Annotated in this window: 22 protein-coding genes and 1 pseudogene; 14 read left to right on the top strand and 9 right to left on the bottom strand. The window is 71.4% G+C overall.

What is annotated here, in order from left to right; translation table 11 throughout:
• Positions 1 to 66: 66 nt before the first annotated feature.
• Positions 67 to 462 (top strand): annotated as a pseudogene (locus OG462_RS34785) (RidA family protein); the annotation flags it as partial.
• A gap of 87 nt (positions 463 to 549) precedes the next feature.
• On the opposite strand, the gene OG462_RS34780 reads toward OG462_RS34785, so the two are convergent.
• Complete coding sequence (locus OG462_RS34780) at positions 550 to 1,152, bottom strand: HEAT repeat domain-containing protein (protein WP_406063900.1); 603 nt, start codon at positions 1,150 to 1,152, stop codon at positions 550 to 552.
• A 301-nt stretch (positions 1,153 to 1,453) separates the two neighbouring features.
• Between OG462_RS34780 and OG462_RS34775 the strand changes: the two genes are divergently transcribed.
• The 9 genes from OG462_RS34775 to pssA all read left to right on the top strand — a co-directional run bounded on the left by OG462_RS34775 (position 1,454) and on the right by pssA (position 12,347).
• On the top strand, positions 1,454 to 3,235 hold the full coding sequence (locus tag OG462_RS34775) for a 3-hydroxyacyl-CoA dehydrogenase family protein (protein ID WP_406063898.1): 1,782 nt from the start codon (positions 1,454 to 1,456) through the stop codon (positions 3,233 to 3,235).
• Positions 3,236 to 3,350: 115 nt separating this feature from the next.
• Positions 3,351 to 4,181, top strand: coding sequence for a TetR family transcriptional regulator (locus tag OG462_RS34770; RefSeq protein WP_406063897.1), 831 nt, complete (start codon positions 3,351 to 3,353; stop codon positions 4,179 to 4,181).
• A gap of 416 nt (positions 4,182 to 4,597) precedes the next feature.
• Complete coding sequence (ccrA, locus tag OG462_RS34765) at positions 4,598 to 5,935, top strand: crotonyl-CoA carboxylase/reductase (protein ID WP_406063895.1); 1,338 nt, start codon at positions 4,598 to 4,600, stop codon at positions 5,933 to 5,935.
• A 14-nt stretch (positions 5,936 to 5,949) separates the two neighbouring features.
• Positions 5,950 to 7,962 carry a protein meaA gene (locus tag OG462_RS34760; protein WP_406063893.1) on the top strand — a complete coding sequence of 671 codons (2,013 nt, stop codon included), beginning with the start codon at positions 5,950 to 5,952 and terminating at the stop codon, positions 7,960 to 7,962.
• The gene (locus OG462_RS34755) at positions 7,959 to 8,924 is read left to right on the top strand and encodes a CoA ester lyase (protein WP_055640579.1); all 966 of its coding nucleotides are present in this window, start codon (positions 7,959 to 7,961) and stop codon (positions 8,922 to 8,924) included. Before OG462_RS34760 ends, OG462_RS34755 begins: the two co-directional genes overlap by 4 nt.
• Positions 8,925 to 8,929: 5 nt before the next feature.
• A complete protein-coding gene (locus OG462_RS34750; RefSeq protein ID WP_229315537.1) occupies positions 8,930 to 9,454 on the top strand; it encodes a MaoC family dehydratase in 525 nt (174 codons plus the stop codon).
• Positions 9,455 to 9,456: 2 nt separating this feature from the next.
• Positions 9,457 to 10,662 carry an acyl-CoA dehydrogenase family protein gene (locus OG462_RS34745; protein ID WP_056562931.1) on the top strand — a complete coding sequence of 402 codons (1,206 nt, stop codon included), beginning with the start codon at positions 9,457 to 9,459 and terminating at the stop codon, positions 10,660 to 10,662.
• Between the two features lie 169 nt (positions 10,663 to 10,831).
• On the top strand, positions 10,832 to 11,488 hold the full coding sequence (locus OG462_RS34740) for a phosphatidylserine decarboxylase (protein WP_351857778.1): 657 nt from the start codon (positions 10,832 to 10,834) through the stop codon (positions 11,486 to 11,488).
• The gene (gene pssA / locus OG462_RS34735) at positions 11,481 to 12,347 is read left to right on the top strand and encodes a CDP-diacylglycerol--serine O-phosphatidyltransferase (RefSeq protein WP_406066838.1); all 867 of its coding nucleotides are present in this window, start codon (positions 11,481 to 11,483) and stop codon (positions 12,345 to 12,347) included. Before OG462_RS34740 ends, pssA begins: the two co-directional genes overlap by 8 nt.
• Positions 12,348 to 12,418: 71 nt before the next feature.
• Here the strand turns inward: pssA and OG462_RS34730 are convergent, their stop codons facing one another.
• The gene (locus tag OG462_RS34730; protein WP_406063891.1) at positions 12,419 to 13,468 is read right to left on the bottom strand and encodes a GNAT family N-acetyltransferase; all 1,050 of its coding nucleotides are present in this window, start codon (positions 13,466 to 13,468) and stop codon (positions 12,419 to 12,421) included.
• A gap of 59 nt (positions 13,469 to 13,527) precedes the next feature.
• On the opposite strand from OG462_RS34730, the gene OG462_RS34725 reads away from it, so the two are divergent.
• A complete protein-coding gene (locus tag OG462_RS34725; protein ID WP_406063889.1) occupies positions 13,528 to 14,379 on the top strand; it encodes an NAD-dependent epimerase/dehydratase family protein in 852 nt (283 codons plus the stop codon).
• Here the strand turns inward: OG462_RS34725 and OG462_RS34720 are convergent.
• From OG462_RS34720 to OG462_RS34700, 5 genes are read right to left on the bottom strand one after another with little or no spacing between them, the layout of a single operon-like run.
• Entirely contained in the window at positions 14,367 to 15,632 is a 1,266-nt protein-coding gene (locus OG462_RS34720) for an ABC transporter substrate-binding protein (RefSeq protein WP_406063887.1), read from the bottom strand. The two genes, OG462_RS34725 and OG462_RS34720, sit on opposite strands and share 13 nt — an antisense overlap.
• A complete protein-coding gene (locus tag OG462_RS34715; RefSeq protein WP_406063885.1) occupies positions 15,629 to 16,816 on the bottom strand; it encodes a branched-chain amino acid ABC transporter permease in 1,188 nt (395 codons plus the stop codon). Before OG462_RS34715 ends, OG462_RS34720 begins: the two co-directional genes overlap by 4 nt.
• Entirely contained in the window at positions 16,809 to 17,699 is an 891-nt protein-coding gene (locus OG462_RS34710) for a branched-chain amino acid ABC transporter permease (RefSeq protein ID WP_406063883.1), read from the bottom strand. The genes OG462_RS34715 and OG462_RS34710 overlap by 8 nt, the downstream gene beginning before the upstream one ends.
• Positions 17,696 to 18,571: an ABC transporter ATP-binding protein gene (locus OG462_RS34705; protein ID WP_406063881.1), complete on the bottom strand. Its 876-nt coding sequence runs from the start codon at positions 18,569 to 18,571 to the stop codon at positions 17,696 to 17,698. Before OG462_RS34705 ends, OG462_RS34710 begins: the two co-directional genes overlap by 4 nt.
• Positions 18,568 to 19,386 carry an ABC transporter ATP-binding protein gene (locus tag OG462_RS34700; protein WP_406063879.1) on the bottom strand — a complete coding sequence of 273 codons (819 nt, stop codon included), beginning with the start codon at positions 19,384 to 19,386 and terminating at the stop codon, positions 18,568 to 18,570. Before OG462_RS34700 ends, OG462_RS34705 begins: the two co-directional genes overlap by 4 nt.
• A 205-nt stretch (positions 19,387 to 19,591) precedes the next feature.
• On the opposite strand from OG462_RS34700, the gene OG462_RS34695 reads away from it, so the two are divergent.
• Positions 19,592 to 20,794: a PucR family transcriptional regulator gene (locus tag OG462_RS34695; RefSeq protein ID WP_406063877.1), complete on the top strand. Its 1,203-nt coding sequence runs from the start codon at positions 19,592 to 19,594 to the stop codon at positions 20,792 to 20,794.
• A 241-nt stretch (positions 20,795 to 21,035) separates the two neighbouring features.
• Here the strand turns inward: OG462_RS34695 and OG462_RS34690 are convergent, their stop codons facing one another.
• Positions 21,036 to 22,187, bottom strand: coding sequence for a glycerate kinase (locus OG462_RS34690; RefSeq protein WP_406063875.1), 1,152 nt, complete (start codon positions 22,185 to 22,187; stop codon positions 21,036 to 21,038).
• Positions 22,188 to 22,299: 112 nt separating this feature from the next.
• Here OG462_RS34690 and OG462_RS34685 point away from each other — a divergent pair, with 112 nt between their 5' ends.
• Positions 22,300 to 23,988 (top strand): BCCT family transporter, encoded by a 1,689-nt coding sequence (locus OG462_RS34685; RefSeq protein ID WP_406063873.1) that lies wholly within the window; start codon positions 22,300 to 22,302, stop codon positions 23,986 to 23,988.
• Between the two features lie 50 nt (positions 23,989 to 24,038).
• Complete coding sequence (locus tag OG462_RS34680; RefSeq protein WP_406063871.1) at positions 24,039 to 25,106, top strand: ADP-ribosylglycohydrolase family protein; 1,068 nt, start codon at positions 24,039 to 24,041, stop codon at positions 25,104 to 25,106.
• An 87-nt stretch (positions 25,107 to 25,193) separates the two neighbouring features.
• Here the strand turns inward: OG462_RS34680 and OG462_RS34675 are convergent, their stop codons facing one another.
• On the bottom strand, positions 25,194 to 25,628 hold the full coding sequence (locus OG462_RS34675; RefSeq protein ID WP_406063869.1) for a hypothetical protein: 435 nt from the start codon (positions 25,626 to 25,628) through the stop codon (positions 25,194 to 25,196).
• Position 25,629: the final 1 nt, after the last annotated feature.

Here is a 25,629-nt window from a genome sequence, read left to right as displayed (position 1 = left end):
GCCCGCCCGTGCCCGCGCCCCGAGGGGGCGCGGGCATTGTCAGTGGCGTGCGCGAGGATGTGGGGCATGACGAGCCACCTCACCCACGTCCCCGCTCCCGACGGGATCGCCGCCAGCCCGCAGTACAGCCATGTCGTGTGGGGGACGGGCCGCTTCGTCGCGATATCCGGCCAGTGCGCGTTCGACTCCTCGGGCGCGGTGGTCGGGGAGGGCGACGCGGCGGCACAGGCCCGTCAGGTCTTCGCGAACCTGGACCGCTGCCTCGCGGCGGCGGGCGCCGGGTTCCGGGACGTGGTGAAGCTGACGTACTTCGTCACGGACGTCGCCCACCTGCCGGCCGTACGGGAGGCCCGGGACGCCCATTTCGCGGGGGCGCCGCTGCCGGCGAGTTCGGCGGTCCAGGTGTCGGCACTCGTCCGCCCGGAACTGCTCGTGGAGATCGAGGCGTTCGCACTGGTGCCGGAGAAGACGCGGGAGCGGGTGCCGGAGCGGGCGCGGGATGACGTGCGGGAGCCCGGGACGGCCGGCGTCTCCCGCCCGCGTCTTCGCTCAGTGGGCGGTGTCGAGTCGGCCCAGTGACGCTTCCGCCGCGGCGCCGAGCCGGGGGTGCGGCAGCGCGGCCTCCAGGGTGGGACGGGCCCGGGGGTCGCCGAGGACGCCGAGGCCCTCGACGCAGGCGAGGCCGACCCGCCAGTGGGGGTCGTCGGCGGGCAGGCGCCGTTCGAGGACGGTGATCAGCGCCGGTACGGACTCGGGGGCGCGGAGTTCGGCGAGCAGCCGGACGGGCAGCAGGGCGTAGGCGACGCGGAGTTCGTTGGTGGCGAGGGAGGCGGCCGCCCGGGCGGTGCGCGGGTCGCCGAGCCGGGTCAGGGCGTGTGCGGCGGTGACGCAGCGCTCCGGGTCACGGTGGTTGAGGAGAAGCACGAGGGCCTCGAAGGCGCGCGGGTCACCCGCGACACCGAGGGCGTAGGCGGCGATCTCGCGGGCCCAGAGGGGTTGTCCGGGTGCGGTGAGGACGTGGTGCAGTTCCTCGGGGTCGCCGGTTTCCGCGAGCTGTTCGAATGCCGCCGGGACGGTTCCGGTGTCATTCTCGATCTCGTCCCGCAATCGATCGATCATCGAGCAGAATTCCGGATCCTCGGCGCATTCCATGAATCCGAGCCTATCCGCGATCCAGATCACATTTTCCTCAACTTCCCGGGACTGGCGCGCTCGTTACCCGCCGGTTAGTCTCAGGTGAGCGGGCCACCCCCCGCGCTTCTCACAACGGCCTGGTGACGCAGCCGTTGTGGGTGTTTGTCGGTTCGGCAGTTTCGACGTGACTCCGGGACAGAGTCCGTCGCCCCTTTTCCCAGGGCATAGCCCTTTCTCCGGGCAGCGCCCTCGTTCTTTCCCGCGCCCTTTCGTGCGCGCACTGCTCTCAGTCGTCACTCTTCCTCTCAGGAGTCCCCTGATGGACACCCCTCTCTCCACCATCGCCGTCGTCGGTCTCGGCACCATGGGCACCGGTATCGCCGATGTCCTCGTCCGTGCCGGCCGCGAGGTCATCGGCATCGACATCAGCGACACCGCCGCCGCCCAGGCCGTCGCCGCCCTGGAGGCCTCCACCGCCCGTGCGGTGGCCCGCGAGCGGATCACCGAGGAGGAGCGGCAGGACGTCCTCGCCCGCTTCCGTACCTTCTCCGACCTCCAGGCGGCCGCCGAGGCCGACCTCGTGATCGAGGTCGTGCCCGAGTCGTACGAGGCGAAGCAGGAGGTGTTCCGGGCCCTCGACGGGATCGTCCGGCCCGGCACGATCGTCGCCACGGGCACGAACGCGCTCTCCGTCACCCGGCTCGCCGCCGACTCGGCGCACCCCGAGCGGGTCCTCGGCCTGCACTTCTTCACCCCGGTCCAGGCCATGAAGCTGGTCGAGGTGGTCTCCTCCGTGCTGACCGATCCGCGGGCCGTCGAGGCCGTCACGCGGCTCGCCCTCGACCTCGGCAAGGAGCCGGTGGCGGTCGGCGACCGGGCCGGTTTCATCGCGGACGGGCTGCTCTTCGGCTACCTGAACCAGGCCGCCGCCATGTACGAGGCCAAGTACGCCTCCCGCGAGGACATCGACGCGGCGATGAAGCTGGGCTGCGGTCTGCCGATGGGCCCGTTGGCGCTGCTCGACCTGATCGGCGTCGACACGGCCCGTACGGTCCTGGAAGCGATGTACGCGGACTCGCACGACCGGCTGCACGCCCCCGCCCCGATCCTCAAGCAGCTCAGCGAGGCGGGTCTGACCGGCCGCAAGTCGGGCCGCGGCTTCTACACGTACGAGGCGCCGGGCTCCGGCGAGGTCGTGCGGGACGCGCTGACCCCGCTCGGCTCCGCCGACGCGGCCGGCGGCCGTGAGGTCCGCTCGGTCGGCGTCGCCGGTTCGGGCACCATGGCCTCCGGCATCGCCGAGGTCTTCGCGAAGGCCGGGTACCAGGTCGTCCTCGCCGCCCGCTCCCAGGAGAAGGCGGACACGGCCAAGGCCCGGATCGCGAAGTCGCTGGCCCGCTCGGTCGACAAGGGCCGGATGACGGGCGAGGCGCGCGACGCGACGCTCGCCCTGATCACCCCGGCGGGCACGCTCGACGCCTTCGCCGACGTCGATCTGGCGCTCGAGGCGGTCGCCGAGGACCTGGAGATCAAGCAGGAGCTGTTCGCGCGGCTCGACAAGATCTGCAAGCCGGGCGCGGTGCTCGCCACCACGACCTCCTCGCTGCCGGTCGTGGCCTGTGCCCGCGCCACCTCGCGTCCGCAGGACGTCATCGGGATGCACTTCTTCAACCCGGCGCCGGCGATGAAGCTGGTCGAGATCGTCCGTACGGTGCTGACCGGCGACGACGTCCACGCGACCGTCCGCGAGGTCACCACGAAGATCCGCAAGCACCCGGTGGACTGCGGCGACCGGGCCGGTTTCATCGTGAACGCGCTGCTCTTCCCGTACCTGAACAACGCGATCAAGATGGTCCAGGAGCACTACGCGACCCTGGACGACATCGACGCCGCGATGAAGCTGGGCGGCGGCTACCCGATGGGCCCGTTCGAGCTGCTCGACGTGGTCGGTCTGGACGTCTCGCTGGCGATCGAGCAGGTGCTGCACCGCGAGTTCCGGGACCCGGGCCTCGCCCCGGCTCCGCTCCTGGAGCACCTGGTGGCGGCCGGCTGCCTGGGCCGCAAGACGGGGCGCGGCTTCCGCGAATATGCCCGACGCTGAGCCCGGAGCGGCCGGCTGGGGTGGTCTGCTGAGCCCCCCGGGCACCGTCGGTGTCCCGGGGGGCTCCCCGCCCCCACCTGGGCACACTCCCCCTCCGATGCAGTACGTTCGGACCATGCCCAAGGCCGCGAAGACACCCCGTGCCACGTCCCCGTCCGACGCTCCGGAGAGCGCGGCGGGTACTCGTGCCGCCGCACAGCGGCTCAAGATGCGCCGGGAGCTCGCAACGGCCGCGATGGAGCTGTTCGCGACCAAGGGGTACGAGGCCACGACGGTCGACGAGATCGCGGCCACGGCCGGCGTCGCGCGGCGGACCTTCTTCCGGCACTTCCGCTCCAAGGAAGAGGCGATCTTCCCCGATCACGACGACACCCTGGTGCGGGCGGAGGCGGTGCTGAACGCGGCGCCGCCGCACGAGCACCCGCTCGACACGGTGTGCCGGGGCATCAAGGAAGTCATGAAGATGTACGCGGGGTCCCCGGCGGTCTCCGTGGAGCGCTACCGGCTCACGCGCGAGGTGCCGACCCTGCGGGAGCGGGAGATCGCCTCGGTGGCCCGCTACGAGCGGCTGTTCACCCGCTATCTCCTCGGGCACTTCGACGAGCGCGACCACCACGACGGCAACGACGACCCGCTGCTCGCCGAGGTGGCGGCCTCCGCGGTCGTCACGGCCCACAACCACGTCCTGCGCCGCTGGCTGCGGGCGGGCGGCCAGGGCGATGTGGAGAGCCAGCTGGACCACGCCTTCGCGATCGTCCGGGAGACCTTCGGCTCGGGCATAGGCGCGGGCCGTCCGGCCCCTTCCTCGTCCTCCCCGGGGACCACCGAGCCGGCCCCGGCCGTCCGGGCCTCCACCACGGGCGACGTGGTGGTCGCCGTGGCCCGTACGGACGCACCGCTCGACGAGGTCATGCGCACGATCCAGCAGGCGCTGACGAAGAACTGACCCTCTCAGGGCCCCGCGGAATCCGCCCCACGCTTCTCACGACGAAGGCCGCCCCTCTCCGGGGGCGGCCTTCGTCCGTTTTGACCTGCGATTCGATCGATCATCGCTCACATGTGACCGGCAGATTGCATATGAGTGAAATTGTTGGCACGCAGTGCCTTGTCACGTGACACGGCGTGCCATACGTTGATGTTGTCCGGGCGGCCGGCGCGCAGAGGTCTCCTCGTGCGCCGGCTGTCCCCACAAGCGATCGTGATTGTGCGCCCGGACGCCTGCGTCACAGGCACCCTCAGCGCCCACCAGGCGCGGCCCCGCACCACCCCGCCGAACCGACGGCACACCTCCACAGCAGCAGCCCCAGACGTAACCCTCAGCGCGTCCTCCCCTCAGGACGCCGCACCGCCGGAGGCAACCCCGTGAAGGACATCCTGGACGCGATCCAGTCCTCGGACTCCACGTCCGCCGACTTCGCGAACATCCCGCTCCCCGAGTCGTACCGCGCCGTCACCGTCCACAAGGACGAGACGGAGATGTTCGCCGGGCTCGCCAGCCGCGACAAGGACCCGCGCAAGTCGCTGCACCTCGACAACGTGCCGGTGCCCGAGCTCGGCCCGGGCGAGGCCCTGGTCGCCGTCATGGCCAGCTCCGTGAACTACAACTCGGTCTGGACGTCGATCTTCGAGCCGGTCTCGACCTTCGGCTTCCTGGAGCGCTACGGCCGGCTCAGCGACCTCAGCAAGCGCCACGACCTGCCGTACCACATCATCGGCTCCGACCTCGCGGGCGTCGTGCTCCGCACCGGCCCCGGCGTGAACTCGTGGAAGCCCGGTGACGAGGTCGTCGCGCACTGCCTCTCGGTCGAGCTGGAGTCCTCGGACGGCCACAACGACACGATGCTCGACCCCGAGCAGCGCATCTGGGGCTTCGAGACCAACTTCGGCGGCCTGGCGGAGATCGCGCTCGTCAAGTCGAACCAGCTGATGCCGAAGCCCGACCACCTGAGCTGGGAGGAGGCGGCGTCCCCGGGCCTCGTCAACTCCACCGCGTACCGCCAGCTGGTCTCCCGCAACGGCGCCGGCATGAAGCAGGGCGACAACGTCCTCATCTGGGGCGCGAGCGGCGGCCTCGGCTCGTACGCCACGCAGTTCGCCCTGGCCGGCGGCGCCAACCCGATCTGTGTCGTCTCCTCCCCGGAGAAGGCCGACATCTGCCGGGCGATGGGCGCCGAGGCGGTCATCGACCGCAACGCCGAGGGCTACAAGTTCTGGAAGGACGAGCACACCCAGGACCCGAAGGAGTGGAAGCGCTTCGGCAAGCGCATCCGCGAGCTCACCGGCGGCGAGGACGTGGACATCGTCTTCGAGCACCCGGGCCGCGAGACCTTCGGCGCCTCCGTGTACGTCACCCGCAAGGGCGGCACCATCGTCACCTGCGCCTCCACCTCGGGCTACAACCACGAGTACGACAACCGCTACCTGTGGATGTCGCTCAAGCGGATCGTCGGCTCGCACTTCGCCAACTACCGCGAGGCGTGGGAGGCCAACCGCCTGGTCGCCAAGGGCAAGATCCACCCGACCCTGTCGAAGGTCTACTCCCTGGAGGAGACCGGCCAGGCCGCCTACGACGTCCACCGCAACCTCCACCAGGGCAAGGTCGGCGTCCTCGCCCTCGCGCCGCAGGAGGGCCTCGGCGTCCGCAACCCGGAGATGCGCGCCCAGCACATCGACGCCATCAACCGCTTCCGCAACATCTGAGCCCGGGACCATAGATGACTGAGCGCCAGAAGGACCGGCCGTGGCTCATGCGGACGTACGCCGGTCACTCGACCGCCGAGGCGTCCAACGAGCTGTACCGGCGCAACCTCGCCAAGGGCCAGACCGGCCTGTCGGTCGCGTTCGACCTGCCGACACAGACCGGGTACGACCCCGACCACATCCTCGCCCGCGGCGAGGTCGGCCGGGTCGGCGTCCCCGTCTCGCACCTCGGTGACATGCGGCGGCTGTTCCAGGACATCCCCCTGGACCAGATGAACACCTCGATGACCATCAACGCCACGGCGATGTGGCTCCTGGCGCTCTACCAGGTGGTCGCGGAGGAGCAGGGCGCGGACGTCACCCGGCTCCAGGGCACCACCCAGAACGACATCGTGAAGGAGTACCTGTCGCGCGGGACGCACGTCTTCCCGCCCGGCCCCTCCCTCCGCCTCACGACGGACATGATCACCTACACGGTGAACAACATCCCGAAGTGGAACCCGATCAACATCTGCAGCTACCACCTGCAGGAGGCCGGAGCCACTCCGGTCCAGGAGATCTCGTACGCGATGTCCACCGCGATCGCCGTGCTCGACGCGGTGTTCGCCTCCGGCCAGGTCCCCGAGGACCGCAAGGGCGAGGTCGTCGCCCGTATCTCCTTCTTCGTGAACGCGGGCGTCCGCTTCATCGAGGAGATGTGCAAGATGCGCGCCTTCGGCCGCATCTGGGACAAGGTCACCCGCGAGCGGTACGGCATCGAGAACGAGAAGCAGCGCCGGTTCCGCTACGGCGTGCAGGTCAACTCGCTCGGTCTGACCGAGGCCCAGCCGGAGAACAACGTCCAGCGGATCGTCCTGGAGATGCTGGCCGTCACCCTCTCCAAGGACGCCCGTGCGCGTGCCGTGCAGCTGCCCGCCTGGAACGAGGCGCTCGGCCTGCCGCGGCCCTGGGACCAGCAGTGGTCCCTCCGCATCCAGCAGGTCCTGGCCCACGAGTCCGACCTCCTGGAGTACGAGGACATCTTCGCCGGCTCGCACGTCATCGAGGCCAAGGTCGACTCGCTCGTCGAGGAGTGCCTGGCCGAGATCGAGCGCATCCAGGAGATGGGCGGCGCGATGGCCGCCGTCGAGTCCGGCTACCTCAAGTCGCAGCTCGTCTCCTCGCACGCCGAGCGGCGCGCCCGGATCGAGGCCGGCGACGAGAAGATCATCGGCGTCAACATCTTCCAGGCGACCGAGGAGAACCCCCTCACCGCCGACCTGGACACCGCGATCATGACGGTGGACCCGGCGAACGAGGCGCGCGTGGTCGCCGCCCTCCACGAGTGGCGCGACAACCGCGACGAGACCCGCGCCCAGGAATCCCTGGCGACGCTGAAGGCGACGGCTGCCGGTGACGGCAACCTCTTCGCCGCCACCCTGGAGTGCGCGCGTGCGGGCGTCACGACCGGGGAGTGGTCCTGGGCGCTGCGGGACGTCTACGGCGAGTTCCGCGCCCCGACGGGCGTGTCCTCGGCCCCGGTCGCGGTGACGGCCGAAGCGGGCACGCCGCTTGCTCTCGTACGGGAGAAGGTGGCGCGGACCGCCGAGGAGATGGGCGTCGGGCGGCTGCGGCTGCTCGTCGGCAAGCCGGGTCTGGACGGGCACTCCAACGGGGCCGAGCAGATCGCCGTACGCGCGCGTGACGCCGGTTTCGAGGTGGTCTACCAGGGCATCCGGCTGACACCCGAACAGATCGTGAACGCGGCCCTCGCGGAGGACGTGCACTGCGTGGGTCTGTCGATCCTCTCCGGCTCGCACGCCGAGCTGGTCCCGGACGTCCTCGACCGCCTCCGTGAGGCGGGCGCGACCGACGTGCCGGTCATCGTCGGCGGGATCATCCCGAACGCCGACGCCGCAGAACTGAAGCGTGCGGGTGTGGCCGCCGTCTTCACACCGAAGGACTTCGGTATCACGGAGATCATCGGACGTATCGTCGACGAGATCCGGACAGCGAACAAGCTCGACTCCCTGGAGGTCCCCGCATGACCAGCCCCGTGAACCGGCTCCGCCCCCGCCGCTCCTGCCTGGCGGTCCCCGGTTCCAACCCGCGCTTCCTCGAGAAGGCCCAGGGCCTCGCCGCCGACCAGGTCTTCCTGGACCTGGAGGACGCGTGCGCCCCGCTGGCCAAGCCCGAGGCCCGGCACACCATCGTGAAGTTCCTCAACGAGGGCGACTGGACCGGCAAGACCCGCGTCGTCCGCGTCAACGACTGGACGACCCACTGGACGTACCGTGACGTCGTCACGGTCGTCGAGGGCGCCGGCCAGAACCTCGACTGCATCATGCTGCCGAAGGTCCAGGACGCCCAGCAGATCGTGGCGCTCGACCTCCTGCTGACGCAGATCGAGAAGACGATGGGCTTCGAGGTCGGCAAGATCGGCATCGAGGCGCAGATCGAGAACGCCCAGGGCCTCACCAACGTCAACGCGATCGCGCAGGCCTCCCAGCGCGTCGAGACGATCATCTTCGGCCCGGCCGACTTCATGGCGTCCATCAACATGAAGTCGCTGGTCGTGGGCGAGCAGCCGCCCGGCTACCCGGCGGACGCGTACCACCACATCCTGATGAGCATCCTGATGGCCGCCCGCGCCAACAACCTCCAGGCGATCGACGGCCCGTACCTCCAGATCCGCAACCCGGAGGGCTACAAGGCCGTCGCACAGCGCGCCGCGGCCCTGGGCTTCGACGGCAAGTGGGTGCTGCACCCGGACCAGGTCGCCGCCGCGAACGAGATCTTCTCGCCCTCGCAGGAGGACTTCGACCACGCCGAGCTGATCCTCGACGCGTACGACTACTACACGTCCGAGGCCGGCGGGAAGAAGGGCTCCGCGATGCTCGGCGACGAGATGATCGACGAGGCCTCCCGCAAGATGGCCCTGGTCATCTCCGGCAAGGGCCGTGCCGCCGGTATGCAGCGCACCAGCAAGTTCGAGATCCCGGAGGCCTGATTCCGATGCAGTTCGGCCGCACTTACGAAGAGTTCGAGATCGGTGCCGTCTACAAGCACTGGCCCGGGAAGACGGTCACCGAGTACGACGACCACCTCTTCTGTCTGCTGACGATGAACCACCATCCGCTGCACATGGATGTGAATTACGCCGAGAACACGACGGACTTCGGCAAGAACGTCGTCGTCGGCAACTACATCTACTCGCTGCTGCTCGGCATGTCCGTGCCGGACGTCTCCGGCAAGGCCATCGCCAACCTGGAGATCGAGTCGCTGCGGCACGTGGCGCCGACCTTCCACGGCGACACGATCTACGGCGAGACCACGGTCCTCGACAAGACCCCGTCGAAGTCGAAGAACGACCGCGGCATCGTCTACGTCGAGACCAAGGGCTACAAGCAGGACGGCACCCTCGTGTGTGTCTTCCGCCGCAAGGTGATGGTCCCCACCGAGACGTACATCAAGGAGCGCGGCGGCGAGCAGCCCGGCCGCCCCGAGCTGATCGAGCCCGCCAAGAAGACGGAGAAGTAGCCATGGCCCGACTCGCCCAGACCGCCGGGCTCACGGACGTCCAGCAGGAGATCCTCAAGACCGTCCGGGAGTTCGTCGACAAGGAGATCATCCCGGTCGCCACCGAGCTGGAGCACCGCGACGAGTACCCCCAGCAGATCGTCGACGGGCTCAAGGAGCTCGGCCTCTTCGGTCTGATGATCCCCGAGGAGTACGGCGGTCTGGGTGAGTCGCTCCTCACCTACGCGCTGTGCGTGGAGGAGATCGCGCGTGGCTGGATGTCGGTCTCCGGCATCATCAACACCCACTTCATCGTGGCGTACATGCTGAAGCAGCACGGCACCCAGGAGCAGAAGGACTACTTCCTTCCGCGGATGGCGGCCGGCGAGACGCGTGGCGCGTTCTCGATGTCGGAGCCGGCTCTCGGCTCGGACGTGTCGGCCATCACGTCGAAGGCGGTGAAGGACGGCGAGGAGTACGTCCTGAACGGCCAGAAGATGTGGCTGACGAACGGCGGCACGTCGTCACTGGTGGCCGTTCTCGTCCGGAGTGACGAAGGACACCCGGAGGGCACCGCCCCCCACAAGTCGATGACGACCTTCCTCGTCGAGAAGGAGCCCGGCTTCGGAGAGGTCCGCCCCGGCCTCACCATCCCCGGGAAGATCGACAAGATGGGTTACAAGGGCGTCGACACCACCGAACTCATCATGGACGGACTGCGCATTCCGGCCAATCGGGTCCTCGGCGGAGTCACCGGCCGAGGGTTTTACCAAATGATGGACGGCGTCGAGGTCGGCCGCGTGAACGTGGCGGCCCGTGGCTGTGGCGTCGCGCAGCGTGCCTTCGAGCTCGGCGTCTCGTATGCCCAGCAACGTCACACTTTCGGCAAGGCGATCGCCCAGCACCAGGCGATTCAGTTCAAGCTCGCCGAGATGGCTACCAAGGTCGAGGCCGCTCATGCGATGATGGTGAATGCAGCACGCAAAAAGGACTCCGGGGAACGAAACGACCTCGAAGCAGGGATGGCGAAGTACCTCGCCTCCGAATACTGCAAGGAGGTCGTCGAGGATGCCTTCCGCATCCACGGCGGCTACGGGTTCTCGAAGGAGTACGAGATCGAGCGTCTCTACCGTGAGGCGCCGATGCTGCTCATCGGTGAAGGTACCGCCGAGATCCAGAAAATGATCATTGGTCGTCGGCTGCTCGAGGAGTACCGATTCCAGGGTTGATTGTCGGTTTTGAGTCGTTTCGGCCGCGAAGAAGATCACACCCTGTGTTCGTCTTCCGGCCGTCGACTCGGTTCCTGGCTTACCCAGTTGCGCCCCGCAACCGATAGCATCGCGGGAAAGCCGCCGTCCCCCGTTGCCAGTGCGGCATCATCCGCTACGAAGGTCATCCATGCCCCACAGCCAAACCTCTGCACACCGCGACAGCCTCACGGGCGTACGCCTCGCGCGCGGAGCATCGCCGTGGCTTCTGCCGACCGTCGCCACCGCGGCGCTCAGCCTCGTGCGCGCGCGCAAGTCGAGGCGGGCCGCGGCCATCGCCGTGCCGACCACCGCGCTCGCGGCCGGCATGCTGTGGTTCTTCCGCGACCCCGAGCGTGAGATCGCTCAGGGCCGGGTCATCTCCCCCGCCGACGGTGTGGTGCAGAGCATCATGCCGTGGAAGGACGGGCGCACCCGGGTCGCCATCTTCATGAGCCCGCTGAACGTCCACGTCAACCGCGCGCCGCTGGCCGGCACCGTGACGTCCGTGGAGCACATTCCCGGCGGGTTCGTCCCGGCGTTCAACAAGGAGAGCGAGAACAACGAGCGCGTTGTCTGGCACTTCGACACCGAGCTCGGCGACATCGAGATGGTGCAGATCGCGGGCGCCGTCGCCCGGCGCATCGTGCCGTACATCCCGCAGGGGACCAAGGTCGAGCAGGGTGACCGCATCGGTCTGATCCGCTTCGGCTCGCGCGTCGACATCTACCTCCCCGAGGGTGTCGAGGTCGCCGTCGAGGTCGGCCAGGCCACCACAGCGGGGGTGACTCGCATTGACCGTGATTGATCCCGACACACGGGCCGCCGACTGGGTCGCCGGCACCGATGCGGAAGCGGCCGAAGAGGCCGAGGAGATGCCGCTGTCGCTGAGGCTGTCCATAGCGGACGCCCTCACGCTCGGTAACGCCACGTGTGGATTCATGGCGGTGTACTTCACCACCACGGGCATCCTCATCCCGCACCTGACGGGCAGCACCGAGTCCGGCATGGCGCGCAACAGCGCCGCCACCGCCGTGATCCTCATGCTGGCCGCGGCGATCTTCGACCTCTTCGACGGAATCGTGGCCCGCAAGCTGCGCTCCTCCCCGATGGGCGCCGAGCTCGACAACCTGTCGGACCTGATCAGCTTCGGTCTGGCCCCGGCCTACTTCGTACTCGTGTACGGGATGGTCGCGGACGACGCGCAGCAGAAGGTCTCGGCGGTGGCCGCGATCGTGGTGCTCCTCGCGGTGGTGCTGCGGCTGGCGAGATTCTCCTGCGTGACCATGAAGGACGGCATGTTCCAGGGCATGCCGAGCCCCTTCGGTGCGCTGACGGTGGTCTCGATCGTGCTCCTGGAGCTGCCGTTCATCCCGACGCTGCTCGCGATCATCGGTGTCGCCTGGCTGATGGTGAGCCGGGTCGAGTACCCCAAGCCGCGGGGCATCCTCGCGGTGGCGATGCTCAGCTGGATCGTCGGTGCGATGGGCATGCTGGCGGCCTGGGCGTTCGACGCTCCGGGCGGACAGTTCCTGCTCCAGACCGGCTGCGCGCTGCAGGTCGTGATGGGCGCCGTGATCCCCCTCTTCGCGACGGCCCGCCGAGTGAACACCTTCCGCGGCAACCGGCGTGAGAGCCGGGAGGCGCGGGCGGCACAGCTGCCGTAGCGCACGGTGCAGATGTACGAGAAGGGCCCCGGAGGCGATATCGCCTCCGGGGCCCTTTCGCATGCCCGGGGCTAGCCGAGGCGCTTGTAGTAGAGCGTGGTGGGGCGCAGGACGCCGGACGGGTCGGCGGCGAAGTCCGGGATCGTGCCGGCGGCCGTCCAGCCCGCGCCCCGGTACAGGCGCTCGGCCGGGCTGTCCGTCTGAGTGTCCAGGACGAGCAGGGTGAGGCCGGAGGCGGCGGCGTGGGCCTCGGCGGTGGCGAGCAGCCGGTACCCGAGGCCTCGGCCCCGGGCCGAGCGGTGCACCAGGAGGCGGGCGATCTCGCCGCGGTGCCCGCCGTTGGCCGCGCCGCCGCGGACCAGGGTGACGACGCCGGTCAGGTTCCCGTCGGGGCCGTGGGCCGCCCAGACGTCCCGTACGCCCTCGGCTGCTTCCTCGGCGACGCGGGTCCACCAACCGGCCGCGTCCGGGGCCTCCAGGGGTGCCAGGAAGCCGACGGAGGCCCCGCCGTCCACCGCGTCGACCAGGAGCGCGGCGAGACCGGCGGAGGCATGCGCGCGTACCTCGTCGGGGGTGAGCCGCTCGATCCGGTCGGCGGCCGTCGCGAGGGGCTTCTCCAGGGGCTTCACCAAGGTCTCCTCCAGGGTCTTCTCCAGGCAGAGGAGGTCGGGCCGCTCGTCCCAGGACGCGACGGTCGCGAAGCCGAGGGCGCGGTAGAGGGCCACCGGCTCCTCCCGCCAGTTCCAGACCGTGAGGCGAACGGCGGAGGCGCCGGAGGCCGCCGCCCGGCGCAGGGCCTCGGCCATGAGGGCCTTCGCGATCCCCTTGCGGCGCGCCTCGGGGGCGACCCAGAGCCGCTTGATCTCGGGCGCGCGGCCCTCGCGCGGTGCCTTGAGGACGACACAGCCGGCCGGGAGGTCGTCGCCCGGCGGAGTGGCGAGCAGCACCGTGTCGGCGGTGAAGGCGGCGGCCGGGTCCTCGACCTCGCTCCGGTATACGGCCGGGAGCTCGGCGACCGTCGCGACGGGCGTGCCCTTCTCGGCCTGGTTGACCAGGTGGTAGGCGCCCAGCAGGTCAGGGAGACGCGGGTGGGAGCGGTTCTCCTCGATCGATGTGTTCATGGCCTGGAGCTTCACACCGCGTTGTTTCGCGCGTGTGACGATCTTCTAGGCTGTGGATCATGCGTGTACTCGTCGCGGGCGCCACGGGCGCCGTCGGTCGTCAGCTCGTGCCCCTGCTCGAGGAGGCCGGTCACGACGTCGTGGGCATCTCCCGGCGCGGACCGCGCCCCGTGGACGTCCTGGACGCCGGGGCGGTGCGCCGTGCGGTGGCCGAGGCCGCGCCGGACGCGGTGATCCATCAGCTGACGGACCTCGGGGCTGCGGATGGCGCCGCGAACAACCGGGTCCGGATCGACGGCACCCGGAACCTCGTGGACGCGGCGCGCGCGGCCGGCGTGCGACGGATCGTCGCGCAGTCGATCAGCTGGGCGTACGCCCCCGGGGACGGGCCCGCGGACGAGTCCGTCCCGCTCGACCCGACCGAGGAGGCGCCCCGGTCCCGCATCGTCGCGGGGGTGCAGGGCCTGGAGTCCGGGGTGGCCGAGCTGCCGGAGGCGGTGGTCCTGCGGTACGGCATCCTGTACGGCCCCGGAACCTGGTACGCCCCCGGGGGCGCCGTGGCCGCCGCGCTCGCCGGGAACCCGGCGGCCCGGTTCCTCGGGAGCACGGCGGCCGACGGATCGGTGAGCTCCTTCGTGCACGTCGCCGACGCCGCCGAGGCGGCCGTACGGGCTCTCGCGTGGCCCTCGGGCGCGTACAACGTGGTGGACGACGAGCCCGCGCCCGGCCACGCCTGGCTACCGGTCCTGGCGCAGGCCCTGGGTGTCCCGGCGCCCGGGAGGAGCGAGGGCCGGGCGCCCTGGGCCCGGGGCGCGGCGAACGCCCGGGCCCGTGCCCTCGGCTGGACCCCGGCCCACGCGTCCTGGCGGACGGGCTTCGCGGACCAGGGCCCGGCCGGTCAGGGCGTGTAGGACTTCGCGGCGTCCGCGACGAAGGGCTGACGGACCGTGCGCATGCCGCCGGGGACCGTCTTGTCCGGCTGGATGATGACGGACTCACGGGACGACGGGGCCTTGGGGTCGCCGAGGTTGTGGCTCATCCCGAAGCCGGCGTCGTAGGCCGTCATCGTCAGGAGCGCCTTGTCGACACCCTCGCGGGTGAGGTCCTTGCCCTCGCAGGCCTTCTTCAGGGCCTCGCCGAAGACGCTCGCCGCGGTCCAGCCGGCGACGATGCCGTTGTCGAGGGAGTCGCTCGGGTAGGCGGCCTTGTAGTCGGCGACGAGCTTCTTCGCGGTCGGGGTGTCCGCGCCGATGGGGAGGCTCGGGGAGGCGAACCAGTACATCTTCTCCAGGGCGGGACCCGCCTGGGTGCCGAGCAGCTGCGGGGCGAAGGCCGAGTTGTTGCCGACGACCGGCACGCGGAGGCCGGTGGCGGCGGCGACCCCGACGAGGGAGGCCGCCTGGCGCGGACCCGCGCTGATGACGATGCCCTTCACCCCGGCCTGCTTGAGTGCCGCGACCTGCGCCGACATGTCGTTGTCGGTGGGCTTGATCTTCTGCTCGACGACGGTCAGGCCCGCCTTCTCCGCCGCGTACTTCGAACCCTTGAGTGCGTTCTCGCCGTAGTCGCCCTCGAAGTAGACGTGGCCGAGCTTGTCGCCCGACTTCAGGCCCTTCTCCTTCACCAGGAAGTCGACGGCGTTGATCGTCTCGACGTCGTACGTGGCACCCAGGACACGGATGTACGGGGAGCCGAGCAGCGAGGCCGACCAGGCCTGCGGGAGGACGAGGCCCTTGTCCTGGCCGTCGACCCGGGGCTTGACGGCGGCGACGAACGGGGAGCCGATGAACTGGGTGTAGCCGACGACCTTCGGCTCCAGCTCGGTGTAGGCGGCGAGCGCCTTCTGCGGGTCGTAGCCGTGGTCACGGACCGTCAGCTCCAGCTGCCGGCCGCAGATCCCGCCGGCGGCGTTGACCTGCTTCACGTACAGCTGCTGGGCCTGGGTGACGCTCTTGCCGAGGGTGGCGTACACGCCGGTCATGTCGGTGAGCGCGCCGAGCGAGATCGTCTTGTCGGTGACGCCCTCGCCGGTCTTCACCCCGCCCGCACCGGTCTGCTTGCCGTCGCCGGTCTTCGCCTTGGAGCTGCATCCGGCGGCGGTGAGGGCGACCAGTGCGGCGAGCGCCGCGGCCAGGCCCCGCACGGCCTGTCGTCTGTGGTTCATCGTGCCTCCCCTGAGGGTTCGTTGGACGGGGTGTGAGTGGGGGTGGGGGTGGGGTCGGTGACTGTGGGGCTCTTGGGGTTGTTGGCGCCCTTGGGGTCTCCGGATCCTCCGGGTCTTCCGGGCTTTCCCGGCCTTCCGGCCGCCAGCCGGGCCAGGCCTCCGGGCAGGAACAGGACCACCGCGACGACGGCGGCGCCGTACAGGTAGCGCGCTGCCTCCCCCGGTGCGATCCCGCCCGTGCCCGGGGCGGAGACCAGCGGGAGCGCGTCGCTGTAGCGGTTGAGGAGCTGCGGCAGCAGGGAGACGAAGACGCCTCCGGCGACCGCGCCCGCGACCGAGCCGAGACCGCCGATGACGATCATGGCCAGGTATTCGAGGGAGAGCGCCATGCCGAAGTACTCCGGCACCGTGCGCTGGAAGACCAGCGCGAGCAGGACGCCGGCGAGACCCGCGTACATCGAGGACAGGACGAAGACGGCGGCGCGGTAGCGGGCCACCGGGATACCCATGACGCCGGCGGCGATCCGGTGGTCGCGGATCGCGTTCATCGCGCGCCCGGGGCGCCCCCGGAGGACGCCCCGGGCGAAGAGCACCCCGCCGAGAAGCAGGACCAGACCGAGGTACCAGAGCTTCTCCACCGCTCCGAACGGCACCTGGGCGACGAGGAGTTCGGTGTCGTCGAAGGTGAGACCGAAGAGGGAGAGCGGCGGGACCGCGCGGCCGTTGTAACCGCCGGTGAGGTCATGGGCGTTGAACAGCACATGCTGACCGATGAAGATCAGCGCGAGCGTGGCGATACCGAGGTACGCGCCCCGTAGCCGGCCCGCGATGGGGCTGAACACGCCGCCCGCGAGGCCCGCGAGGGCGACCGCGAGGACGGCGGCGAGCCAGCCGGGCAGGCCGAGACCCGCGAGCCCGTCGGTGCCGTCCCCGGCGAAGGCGCAGTAGCCGTAGGCGCCGACGGCGAGGAAGAAGGCGTGCCCCATGGAGAGCTGTCCGGTGGCGCCGGTCAGCAGGTTGATGCCGATCGCGCCGAGGGCGGCGACCATCGCGAACAGGCCCGCCTGGAGCCAGAACCGGTCCAGGTAGAAGGGGACGGCGATGAGGACGAGAGCCGCGGCGGCCCACCCGTACACCGCGGGGGTACGGACCCGGAGACCGCTCCGGGCGAGGGTCTCAGACACGGGCAAGCTCCTTCGTGCCGAAGAGTCCGGCCGGTCGGATCAGGAGCACCGCGACCATGACGAGATACGGGGCGACATCGCCGATCCCCCGGCCGAGGAACGCCAGGTCGCCCTGGTAGCCGGTGGCGAGGGACTCGGTGACACCGACGAGAAGTCCACCGACGAGGGCGCCCGTCGTGGAGTCCAGGCCGCCGAGGATGGCGGCCGGGAAGGCCTTGAGCGCGGCGAGCGAGGTGGCCCGCTCCAGGCCCGGGGTCGGGAAGACGGTGAGGAAGAGCGCGGCGACGGCGGCGAGACCGCCGGCGACCGCCCAGGCGCCGATCGAGACCCGGCCGAGCCGGATGCCCATGAGGGCGGCGGTCTCCTGGTTCTCGGCGGCGGCCCGCATGGCGACCCCCCAGGAGGTGTACCGGAAGGCGAGCAGGAAGGCGGTGATGAGGAGGGCCGCGGCGAGCAGGGCGGCGATCCGGGTCTCCGCGATGGTGACCCCGCCGACGGTGACGACGGCGTCGCCCCAGGGGTCGCCGAGGGTGAGGATGTCGGTGCCGATCCGGCGGGTCAGCTCGGTGGCGAGGAGGATGTCGACGCCGATGGTGACGATGGCGAGGACGCTGTGGTCGGTGCCCCGGTGACGGCGCATCACGAAGAACTCGACGGCCGCGCCGACCACCGCCGCGCCCGCGATGCCCGCGAGCAGGGCCGGCCAGAAGCCGATCTCGTCGTGGAGGACGGCGGTGACGTAGCCGCCGGCCAGGAGGAGGGAGGCGTGGGCGAAGTTGACGACCTCGGTGGCGCGGAAGATGACCACGAAACCGAGGGCGATGAGGGCGTAGATCGAGCCCAGTGAGATGCCGTTGATCAGGAACTCGGCGAAGGTGCTCACGCGGCGGACTCCTCTCCGAGGTAGGCGCGGACGACCGCCGGGTCGTTCTGGACGTCGGTGGGTGCCCCGTCGGCGATCCGGCGGCCGAAGTCGAGGACGGTGACGGAGTCGGCGAGCCGCATCACCAGGCCCATGTCGTGCTCGACGAGGAGCACCGAGATGCCGAGGCTGTCGCGGACCCCCGCGATGACCGAGGCGGTACGGCGCCGCTCGTCGGCGGTCATGCCGGCGACGGGCTCGTCGAGCAGCAGGAGTTTCGGCTCCATGCAGAGGGCGCGGGCCAGTTCGGCGAGCTTCTGCTGCCCGTACGGGAGGGAGCCCGCCGGTCGCCCGAGCTGCTGCTCCAGGCCGACGAAGGCGGCGATCTCCCGGACCCTGGCGCGATGGCGCGCCTCCTCGCGGGCGGCCGAGGGGAGCCGGAGCCCGGCGGCGACGAAGCCGGTCCGGGTCAGCCGGTGGCGGCCGAGCATCAGGCTGTCCTCGACGGTGGCGCGGGGCGGGAGGGCCAGGTTCTGGAAGATCCGGCCGACGCCGAGGTCCGCGATCCGGTGCGGGGGCAGCGTGGTCAGCTCGTGCGGACCGAGGCGTACGGAGCCCTCGGTGGCCCGGTAGACGCCGGAGAGCACGTTGAAGCAGGTGGACTTTCCGGCGCCGTTGGGCCCGATGAGGGCGTGCACGGTGCCGGGCCGGACGGTGAAGCCGACGCCGTCGAGGGCGGTGAGCCCGGCGAAGCGGACGGTGAGATCACGGACTTCGAGGGCGGGGACGTCGGGGGCGGGGGCCTTGGGGGCGGCCTGCTCGGGGGCGGGGCCGCCGGGGCTGCCGGCCCCGGGCTCCGGCTCGGCGCCGGGTGGCGGGGGCAGCGACGTCATCGGGGTTCCTCCCAGCGGGACAGGACCGGGTGCGTGGCGCGGGCGCGGGCCGCGTCGGCGGCGGCGTCCTCGTCGACCACGCCCAGATAGCGGCGGCGTACCTCGTCGGAGGCGGCGAGTTCGGCGGCCGGGCCGGAGAGGGTGACCTCGCCGACCTCCAGGACGTACGCGCGGGAGGCGAGCCGCAGCGCGAGCGCCGCGTTCTGCTCGACGAGCAGCACCGCCGTGCCCTGGGCGTTGATCTCCCGGACCGCGTCCGCGATCCGGGCCGCCATCAGCGGGGCGAGCCCGAGCGAGGGTTCGTCGAGCAGGAGCAGACCGGGCCCGGCCATCAGGGCGCGGCCGACGGCCAGCATCTGCTGCTCGCCGCCGGAGAGCAGCCCGGCCGGCTGACGGGCGCGCTCCGCGAGGACCGGGAAGAGCTCGTGGACCCGGCGGAGGGAAGCGGCCTTCGCCGCCCGGCCGCCGCGCCTGCCGAGCGCGCCGGCGCGCAGGTTGTCCTCGACCGTCATCCGGGCGAAGACCTGGCGCCCCTCGGGCACTTGGGAGACTCCGGCTGCGACGACGCGGTCGGGCGGCAGCCCGTCGAGCGGCCGCCCTTCGCGGCTCACCGTGCCGGAGACCACGGCGCCGCCGTGGAACCGGAGGGTGCGCGAGACCGCCCGCAACAGTGTCGACTTACCGGCTCCGTTGCCTCCGAGGACGGTGACGACCTCACCCGCCGGTACGGTCAGCGACACCTGCCGCAACGCGCGTACCGGTCCGTATCCCGCCGTCAGGTCCGTCACCTCGAGGGCGGGTGCGGTACCTCCCATGGTTCCCCTTTTCCGGTTTTCCCGGCCGATTCCTGTTACTCGGCCGTTCGATGGCGCTCACCCCAACACCGCGCCGGACCGCGCGTCCACGGCCCGCGGCCGAATCGCTGCCGGTGACCAGCGGGCGCGCCGAAGGGCTGTGCATGCGCACAACGCTGCGCGTCAGGGCTGTGCGGCGGGGGCCGGGGCGGTGGATCCTCCGGGCATGGGACGGCGCAGACGGCGGACCGGTGACGACTGGAAGGTGCTCGCGCAGGCGTGCACGGCGCTTCTGGAGCGGGTGCCGGAGCTGGTGGACGAGCATCTGAGGGAACTCCACGCGTACGAGCCCGCCTACGGGCGGATCCTGCCGTACGACCAGCACTGGCAGGAGGCCGAGGAGGCGATACGCATCGGGATCGAGATGATCTCGGCGCCCCGGAGCTCGCCCCGGCGGGACCTGGAGCACGCGGACGAGATGGGCCGGCGGCGGGCCGCGCAGGGCATGCCCCTCGAACTGGTCGTGCACGCCTACCGGCATGCCGGGCATCTCGTCTGGGACGCGCTGATCGAGGGCGCGGGCACGGACACGGCGCAGCTGGCGGCGCTGATGCAGTCGGCGACGACGGTGTGGTCGGCCGTGGACGCGCAGGCGGACACGGCGTCGGAGGCGTACCGGACGACGGAGCTCGAACTGCGCCGCCGCACGGACGAGCAGCTCCAGGCACTCCTGGACGCGCTGCTCCAGGGCCAGCGCTCGCCCGAGCTGGTGTCGCGGGCGGCGGCGGGCCTGGACCTGCCCGAGCAGGGGCGGTACGCGGTGGTGGTGCTGCGCTACGACCGGCGGGAGGAGCGGGAGCCGTTCCACCGGCAGGTGCAGGGCGAGGGGGTGCGGTTCCTGTGGCGGATGGGGGCCGACTGTGAGCTGGGGGTGGTGGCGCTCGCCGGGGACACCGGTCTGGACGCGCTGTCGGAACTCCTCGACGGGCGGTGCCCGGGGCCCGGCGGGATCAGTCCGGTGGTGGTGGGCCTGACCGAGCTGGGCCGGGCACGGCGGCTCGCGGAGCTGGCGCTGCGGACCTGTCCGCCGGGCAGCCGCGAGATCGTACGGCTCGACCGGCGGATGGCGGGCGCGCTGGTGGTGGGCCAGCCGGAGGTGGCGAGCCTGCTGGTCTCGGACGTCCTGGGGGGCCTGCTCGAACTCGACCCGGCGGACCGGGCGGTGCTCCTGGAGACGCTGGACGCGTGGCTGGAGTGCGAGGGGTCGGCGGGGCGGGCGGCGGGGCGGCTGTACTGCCACCGCAACACGGTCTTCAACCGGTTGCGACGGCTGGAGCAGCTGACGGCGCGGTCGCTGTCGCGGCCGCGGGATCTGACGGAGATGACGCTGGCGCTGGACGCGTTCCGCCTGACGGCGTCGGGCGGCTGAGACCGAGGCGTTCCCCTGCGCCGGAAACCCTGCCGGGGGCGACCGCGCCACCCCCGCTGTACCCCGTCCTGCTTGGGCCTGCGCCCCAGGGGGTGCCTCCGCCCTGCGCCTGCACCCCAGGGCGGTGCCCGCCGCCCACTCCCCGTGTGGGCAATCGTCCCGCATGGGGGTCCCCCCGGGCTCGGCGGCCGCGGCAAGGGGCGGCCCCTGCGGAGCGAGGGCCCACAACCGGGCCGCGCGCTTACGCCAGGAAGTCGCGCGCGATGTTCGCCGATGCCTCTTCCAGGAGCGGGCCCGCGTTCGCCATGGACTTCGCCGGGTCGGGTTCCAGGGCCGCGAGCGGGTACGCGCGGCGGATGCCCGCCTTGCCGAGGGCCTCCGGCGGGAGGGCCAGCCGGCCGCAGACCGCGACGACCTCCTTGCCGGCCGCGCGGGCCGCCGCGGCGACGCCCGCCGGGGCCTTGCCGTGGAGGGTCTGCTCGTCGAGGGAGCCCTCGCCGGTGATGACCAGGGTCGCGCGCTCCAGGGCGGGGGCGAAGCCGAGGACCTCCAGCATCAGCTCGATGCCGGGCCGGAAGCTCGCGCCCAGGATGAGGGCGCCGTAGCCGATGCCGCCCGCGCCGCCCGCGCCGGGGGCGAGGGCCGCCTCGGCCGCCTTGGGGCCGATGGCCTTCTCCAGGACGGTGGCGAAGTGGGCGAGCGCCGCGTCCAGGGTGCGGACGTCGTCCGGGGTGGCGCCCTTCTGCGGGCCGTAGACGGCGGGGGCGCCCTTGGGGCCGGTGAGCGGGTTGTCGACGTCGCTCGCGAGGATCAGGTCGACCGTGGCGAAGCGGGCGTCGAGGCCGGTGAGGTCGGCGGTGGCGAGGTCGGCGAGGGCCGCGCCGCCGGGGCCCACGGGCGCGCCGGACGCGTCCAGGAAGCGGGCGCCGAGCGCGGCGAGCATGCCGGCTCCGCCGTCGGTGGTGGCGCTGCCGCCGACGCCGAAGACGACGGTGGTCGCGCCGGCGTCGAGCGCCGCGCGGAGCAGTTCACCGGAGCCGTAGGTGGTCGCGGTGAGGGGGGCGAACACGCCGGCCGGGAGGAGCTGCAGGCCGGAGGCCTCCGCCATCTCGACGACGGCGGTGGTGTCGCGCAGCGCGAACGCGGCGGTGACCGGCTCGCCGAGCGGGCCCGTCACCTGGACCTCGCGGCGTTCGAATCCGGCCGCGACGGCTGCCGCGACGGTGCCGTCGCCGCCGTCCGCGACGGGCAGGGTCTCCACCGCGAGCTCCGGGATCACCCGTCGCAGTCCTGCTGTGACCCGCTCCGCGACCTGCACGGCCGTGAGCGAGCCCTTGAACTTGTCGGCTGCCACGAGTACGTGAGCGACCTGAGTTGCTGCCCCGTCCGTCACCTTGCATCCCTTGCTTTCGAACGTGCAGTCGCGCCGAGGCCGACCCTATCCGTACCGCCGGACGGCGTGCCACCCCCGGATCGGCTGATATTTCGCACCATAGTGGGGTCACATGAGTACGGAACCGCTCGAACGGGCCCCACAGGAGCAGCACAGGCCCGACGGCACGGTCATCGGGATCGGGATGGCGGCGGTCGTGGCGGTCGTCGCGTGGGCCGCCCTCGGCGAGGACTCCTTCGACAGCGCCTCGTCCTCGGCCCTGCGGTGGGTGCTCGACAACTTCGCCTGGCTGTTCGTGGTCGCCGCGGACACGTTCCTGGTGCTGTGCGTGGTGATCGCGCTGAGCCGTTTCGGCCGGATCCGGCTGGGCGCGGACGACTCGGAGCCCGAGTTCACCAACGTGGCGTGGATCGCGATGATGTTCAGCGCCGGCATGGGCATCGGGCTGATGTTCTACGGGGTCGGGGAGCCGCTGACCCACTTCCTGGCCCCTCCCCCGGCGACCGGCGTCCCGGCGGGGACCGGTGCCGCTGCCCGTACGGCTCTGGAGTACTCGTTCTTCCACTGGACGCTGACCCCGTGGGCGATCTACGGCATCGCGGGCCTGGCCCTGGCGTACGCGGGTTTCCGCAAGGGCCGCGGCAACCGGCTGAGCTCCGCGTTCGTGCCGCTGATCGGGGCGCGCCGGGCGGCTTCGTGGCCGGGCAGGGCGATCGATCTGCTCGCGGTGTTCGCGACGGTGTTCGGCACGGCGACGAGTCTGGGGCTCGGCGCGCTCCAGGTCTCCGAGGGGCTGAACCTGACGATGGGCGTGGCGGACTCCACGGCGACGCAGCTGATCATCATCGTGTCGCTCTCCGCGGCCTTCGTCCTGTCGGCCTTCTCGGGGCTCCACAAGGGCGTGAAGTGGCTCTCCACGATGAACATCGTCCTCGCGGGCTGTCTGATGCTGTTCGTCTTCCTGCTCGGTCCGACGGTCTACATCCTGGACACGATCCCGGCCTCGGTCGGTGGCTATCTGCACCAGCTGCTGCCGATGGCGAGCCGGACGGGCGCGTTCACCGACCGTAAGTGGCTGGGGGCGTGGACGATCTTCTACTGGGCGTGGTGGCTGTCCTGGGCGCCGTTCGTCGGCACCTTCATCGCCCGGATCTCGCGGGGCCGCACGATCCGGGAGTTCCTGGTGGGTGTGCTGCTCGTGCCGTCCGGGGCGACGGTGGTGTGGTTCTGCGTGATGGGCGGTACGGCGATCCGGCTGGAGTCCACGGGCGCCGCGGACCTGGCGGCGACGATGAAGGACGGGGCGGAGGCCTCGCTGTTCGCGATGCTGGAGGCGCTGCCGATCGGCACGGTCACCTCGGTCATCGCGATGATCCTGGTGATGACGTACTTCATCACCAGCGCGGACTCGGCCTCGCTCGTCATGGGTTCGCTGACGAGTCGCGGTTCGCTGAATCCGCCGACCTGGCTGGTGGTGGCCTGGGGTGTTCTGATGGCCGCCGTGGCGGCCGTGCTGCTCGTGGTGGGCGGTCTGAGCTCGTTGCAGACGGCGACGATCCTGGTGGCGCTGCCGTTCGTGGTGGTGATGCTGGTGCTGTGCTGGGCGCTCCTGAAGGAACTGCGGGAGGATCCGGGCGCGGGTGCGGCCCGGCACCACGCCCTGCATGGTCTGGGGGACGCGGTACGGGCCCTGGTCGGCGAGGCGATCACCGAGCAGGGCGGGGCCCGTCACCACCGGCTGCGCCGGGCGGCGAAGGCCCGTACCGACTCGGACGCGCCGGAGGACGGCCCCCAGGGCTGAGCGGTCGGCCTCGGCGCGCGCCCGGCCGCCCGATTCGGTACACCGGAGGTATGGGCCTCACGCACGAGGAGCTCGCGGACCGGGTCCTGGGCGGCTGGACGGGCCGGATCGCCGGGAACATGCTCGGCAAGCCCGTGGAGCAGGGTGACCACTGGACCCGGGAGCACATCGACGCCTATCTGCGTCTGACCGGCGCGCTCCCGCTGACGGACTACCTGCCGCCCCCGCCGCCCGGGGCCTCCGGTTTCGAGCTGCGGCCCGACTGGGAGCGGTGTGTGCGCGGGGGGATCGACGGGAGCTGCCGGGACGACGACATCGACTGGTCGATCCTGGGACTGCACCTCCTGGAGACGTACGGCTCCGCCTTCACGACCGAGCAGGTGGGTCGGGAGTGGCTGCTGCGGATGCCGTACCTGCAGACCTTCACCGCCGAACGGGCCGCCTACCGGAACCTTGCCAACGGGCTGAAGCCGCCCCTGACGGCCACGTACGACAATCCGTACCAGGAATGGATCGGCGCGCTGATCCGGGCCGACATCCACGGCTGGACCTGTCCGGGAGATCCACGCCGGGCCGCTTCGCTCGCCCGGCGGGACGCGGTCCTCTCGCACACCGGGAACGGGGTGTACGGGGCCATGTGGGCGGCCGCGCTGATCGCGGCGGCCTTCACCGCGCCGGACATCCGGTCCGCCCTGGAGTCGTCCCTGGAGCCGATCCCGGCGAGCTGCCGGCTCGCCCGGACCGTTCGGGACACGATCGCGCTGTACGAGGCGGGGCTCGACCGGTCCGCCACGCTGACCACGCAGGCGGAGCGGACGTCGGGGCTCGGCTGGATCCACACCGTCCCCAACGCGGCCGTGCTGACCGCCGGACTCCTGTACGGGGAGGGGGACTTCACCCGCACGATCGCGCTGACCGTGCGCGGGGGCCTGGACACGGACTCCAACGGGGCGACGGCCGGCTCTGTGGCGGGTGTGATGTGCGGGGCGGCGGCGATCCCGCCGCAGTGGTCGGAGCCGCTGCGGGACCGGGTGCGCAGCGCCGTCTTCGGCTTCGACGGGGTGGGGATCGGTGAACTGGCGGCGCGTACCGTGCGGTTGGCCGAGCGGTCCGGCTGACGCACCCCCGGGCACGGGAAAGGCCGGCTGACGCGCCCCCGGGCAGGGGAAAGGCCGGCCGGAGAGTCTCCGGCCGGCCCTTCGGGCTCAGTTCCCGCCCGTTCCCTCACAACCCCGGCCCGGTGTCGGCAGCGCCACCCGGGTGTCCTGGTCGAGCGGGAGCGGGATGTCGAAGCGGTAGCAGTCCCCCGGTGCGCCAGGGGCGTCCGGGTAGGCGACGGTGATCCGGATCTGCGTGTCCGCGTCCGCCCGGTGCCACCGGCCGGTGCCTGCGGCCTCGGCGATCTCCTCGGACCCCAGCGTGCCGTCGGCGGCGGCGTCCTGGAGCTTGAGCCGGGTCACCTCGGCGCCGGACGCCGTGCCGAAGTCCTTCTTGGGCGGCTCCTGGGGACGGTCGAAGAACCCCGTCACCATGGCGGACGCCAGCAGCAGGCCGACGACGGCCAGGAACAGCGCGCCGATGAGGGTCCAGACGCACCCGCCCGCGAGCAGGCGGGTGCGTCGGCCGGGATCTCCTGACACG

The sequence above is a fragment of the Streptomyces sp. NBC_01077 genome (assembly GCF_045162855.1).
Taxonomy (GTDB): Bacteria; Actinomycetota; Actinomycetes; order Streptomycetales; family Streptomycetaceae; genus Streptomyces.
The sequence above is the reverse complement of the archived record's forward strand: the minus strand, read 5'-3'. Positions and strand labels throughout refer to the sequence as shown.

Bases quoted from the DNA above. Each gene is read 5' to 3' on its own strand.
- OG462_RS34780 (WP_406063900.1), bottom strand. From the start codon at position 1,152: ATGGAATGCGCCGAGGATCCGGAATTCTGCTCGATGATCGATCGATTG.
- OG462_RS34775 (WP_406063898.1), top strand. From the start codon at position 1,454: ATGGACACCCCTCTCTCCACCATCGCCGTCGTCGGTCTCGGCACCATG.
- OG462_RS34770 (WP_406063897.1), top strand. From the start codon at position 3,351: ATGCCCAAGGCCGCGAAGACACCCCGTGCCACGTCCCCGTCCGACGCT.
- OG462_RS34760 (WP_406063893.1), top strand. From the start codon at position 5,950: ATGACTGAGCGCCAGAAGGACCGGCCGTGGCTCATGCGGACGTACGCC.
- OG462_RS34755 (WP_055640579.1), top strand. From the start codon at position 7,959: ATGACCAGCCCCGTGAACCGGCTCCGCCCCCGCCGCTCCTGCCTGGCG.
- OG462_RS34750 (WP_229315537.1), top strand. From the start codon at position 8,930: ATGCAGTTCGGCCGCACTTACGAAGAGTTCGAGATCGGTGCCGTCTAC.
- OG462_RS34745 (WP_056562931.1), top strand. From the start codon at position 9,457: ATGGCCCGACTCGCCCAGACCGCCGGGCTCACGGACGTCCAGCAGGAG.
- OG462_RS34740 (WP_351857778.1), top strand. From the start codon at position 10,832: ATGCCCCACAGCCAAACCTCTGCACACCGCGACAGCCTCACGGGCGTA.
- OG462_RS34730 (WP_406063891.1), bottom strand. From the start codon at position 13,468: ATGAACACATCGATCGAGGAGAACCGCTCCCACCCGCGTCTCCCTGAC.
- OG462_RS34725 (WP_406063889.1), top strand. From the start codon at position 13,528: ATGCGTGTACTCGTCGCGGGCGCCACGGGCGCCGTCGGTCGTCAGCTC.
- OG462_RS34720 (WP_406063887.1), bottom strand. From the start codon at position 15,632: ATGAACCACAGACGACAGGCCGTGCGGGGCCTGGCCGCGGCGCTCGCC.
- OG462_RS34705 (WP_406063881.1), bottom strand. From the start codon at position 18,571: ATGACGTCGCTGCCCCCGCCACCCGGCGCCGAGCCGGAGCCCGGGGCC.
- OG462_RS34700 (WP_406063879.1), bottom strand. From the start codon at position 19,386: ATGGGAGGTACCGCACCCGCCCTCGAGGTGACGGACCTGACGGCGGGA.
- OG462_RS34695 (WP_406063877.1), top strand. From the start codon at position 19,592: ATGGGACGGCGCAGACGGCGGACCGGTGACGACTGGAAGGTGCTCGCG.
- OG462_RS34685 (WP_406063873.1), top strand. From the start codon at position 22,300: ATGAGTACGGAACCGCTCGAACGGGCCCCACAGGAGCAGCACAGGCCC.
- OG462_RS34680 (WP_406063871.1), top strand. From the start codon at position 24,039: ATGGGCCTCACGCACGAGGAGCTCGCGGACCGGGTCCTGGGCGGCTGG.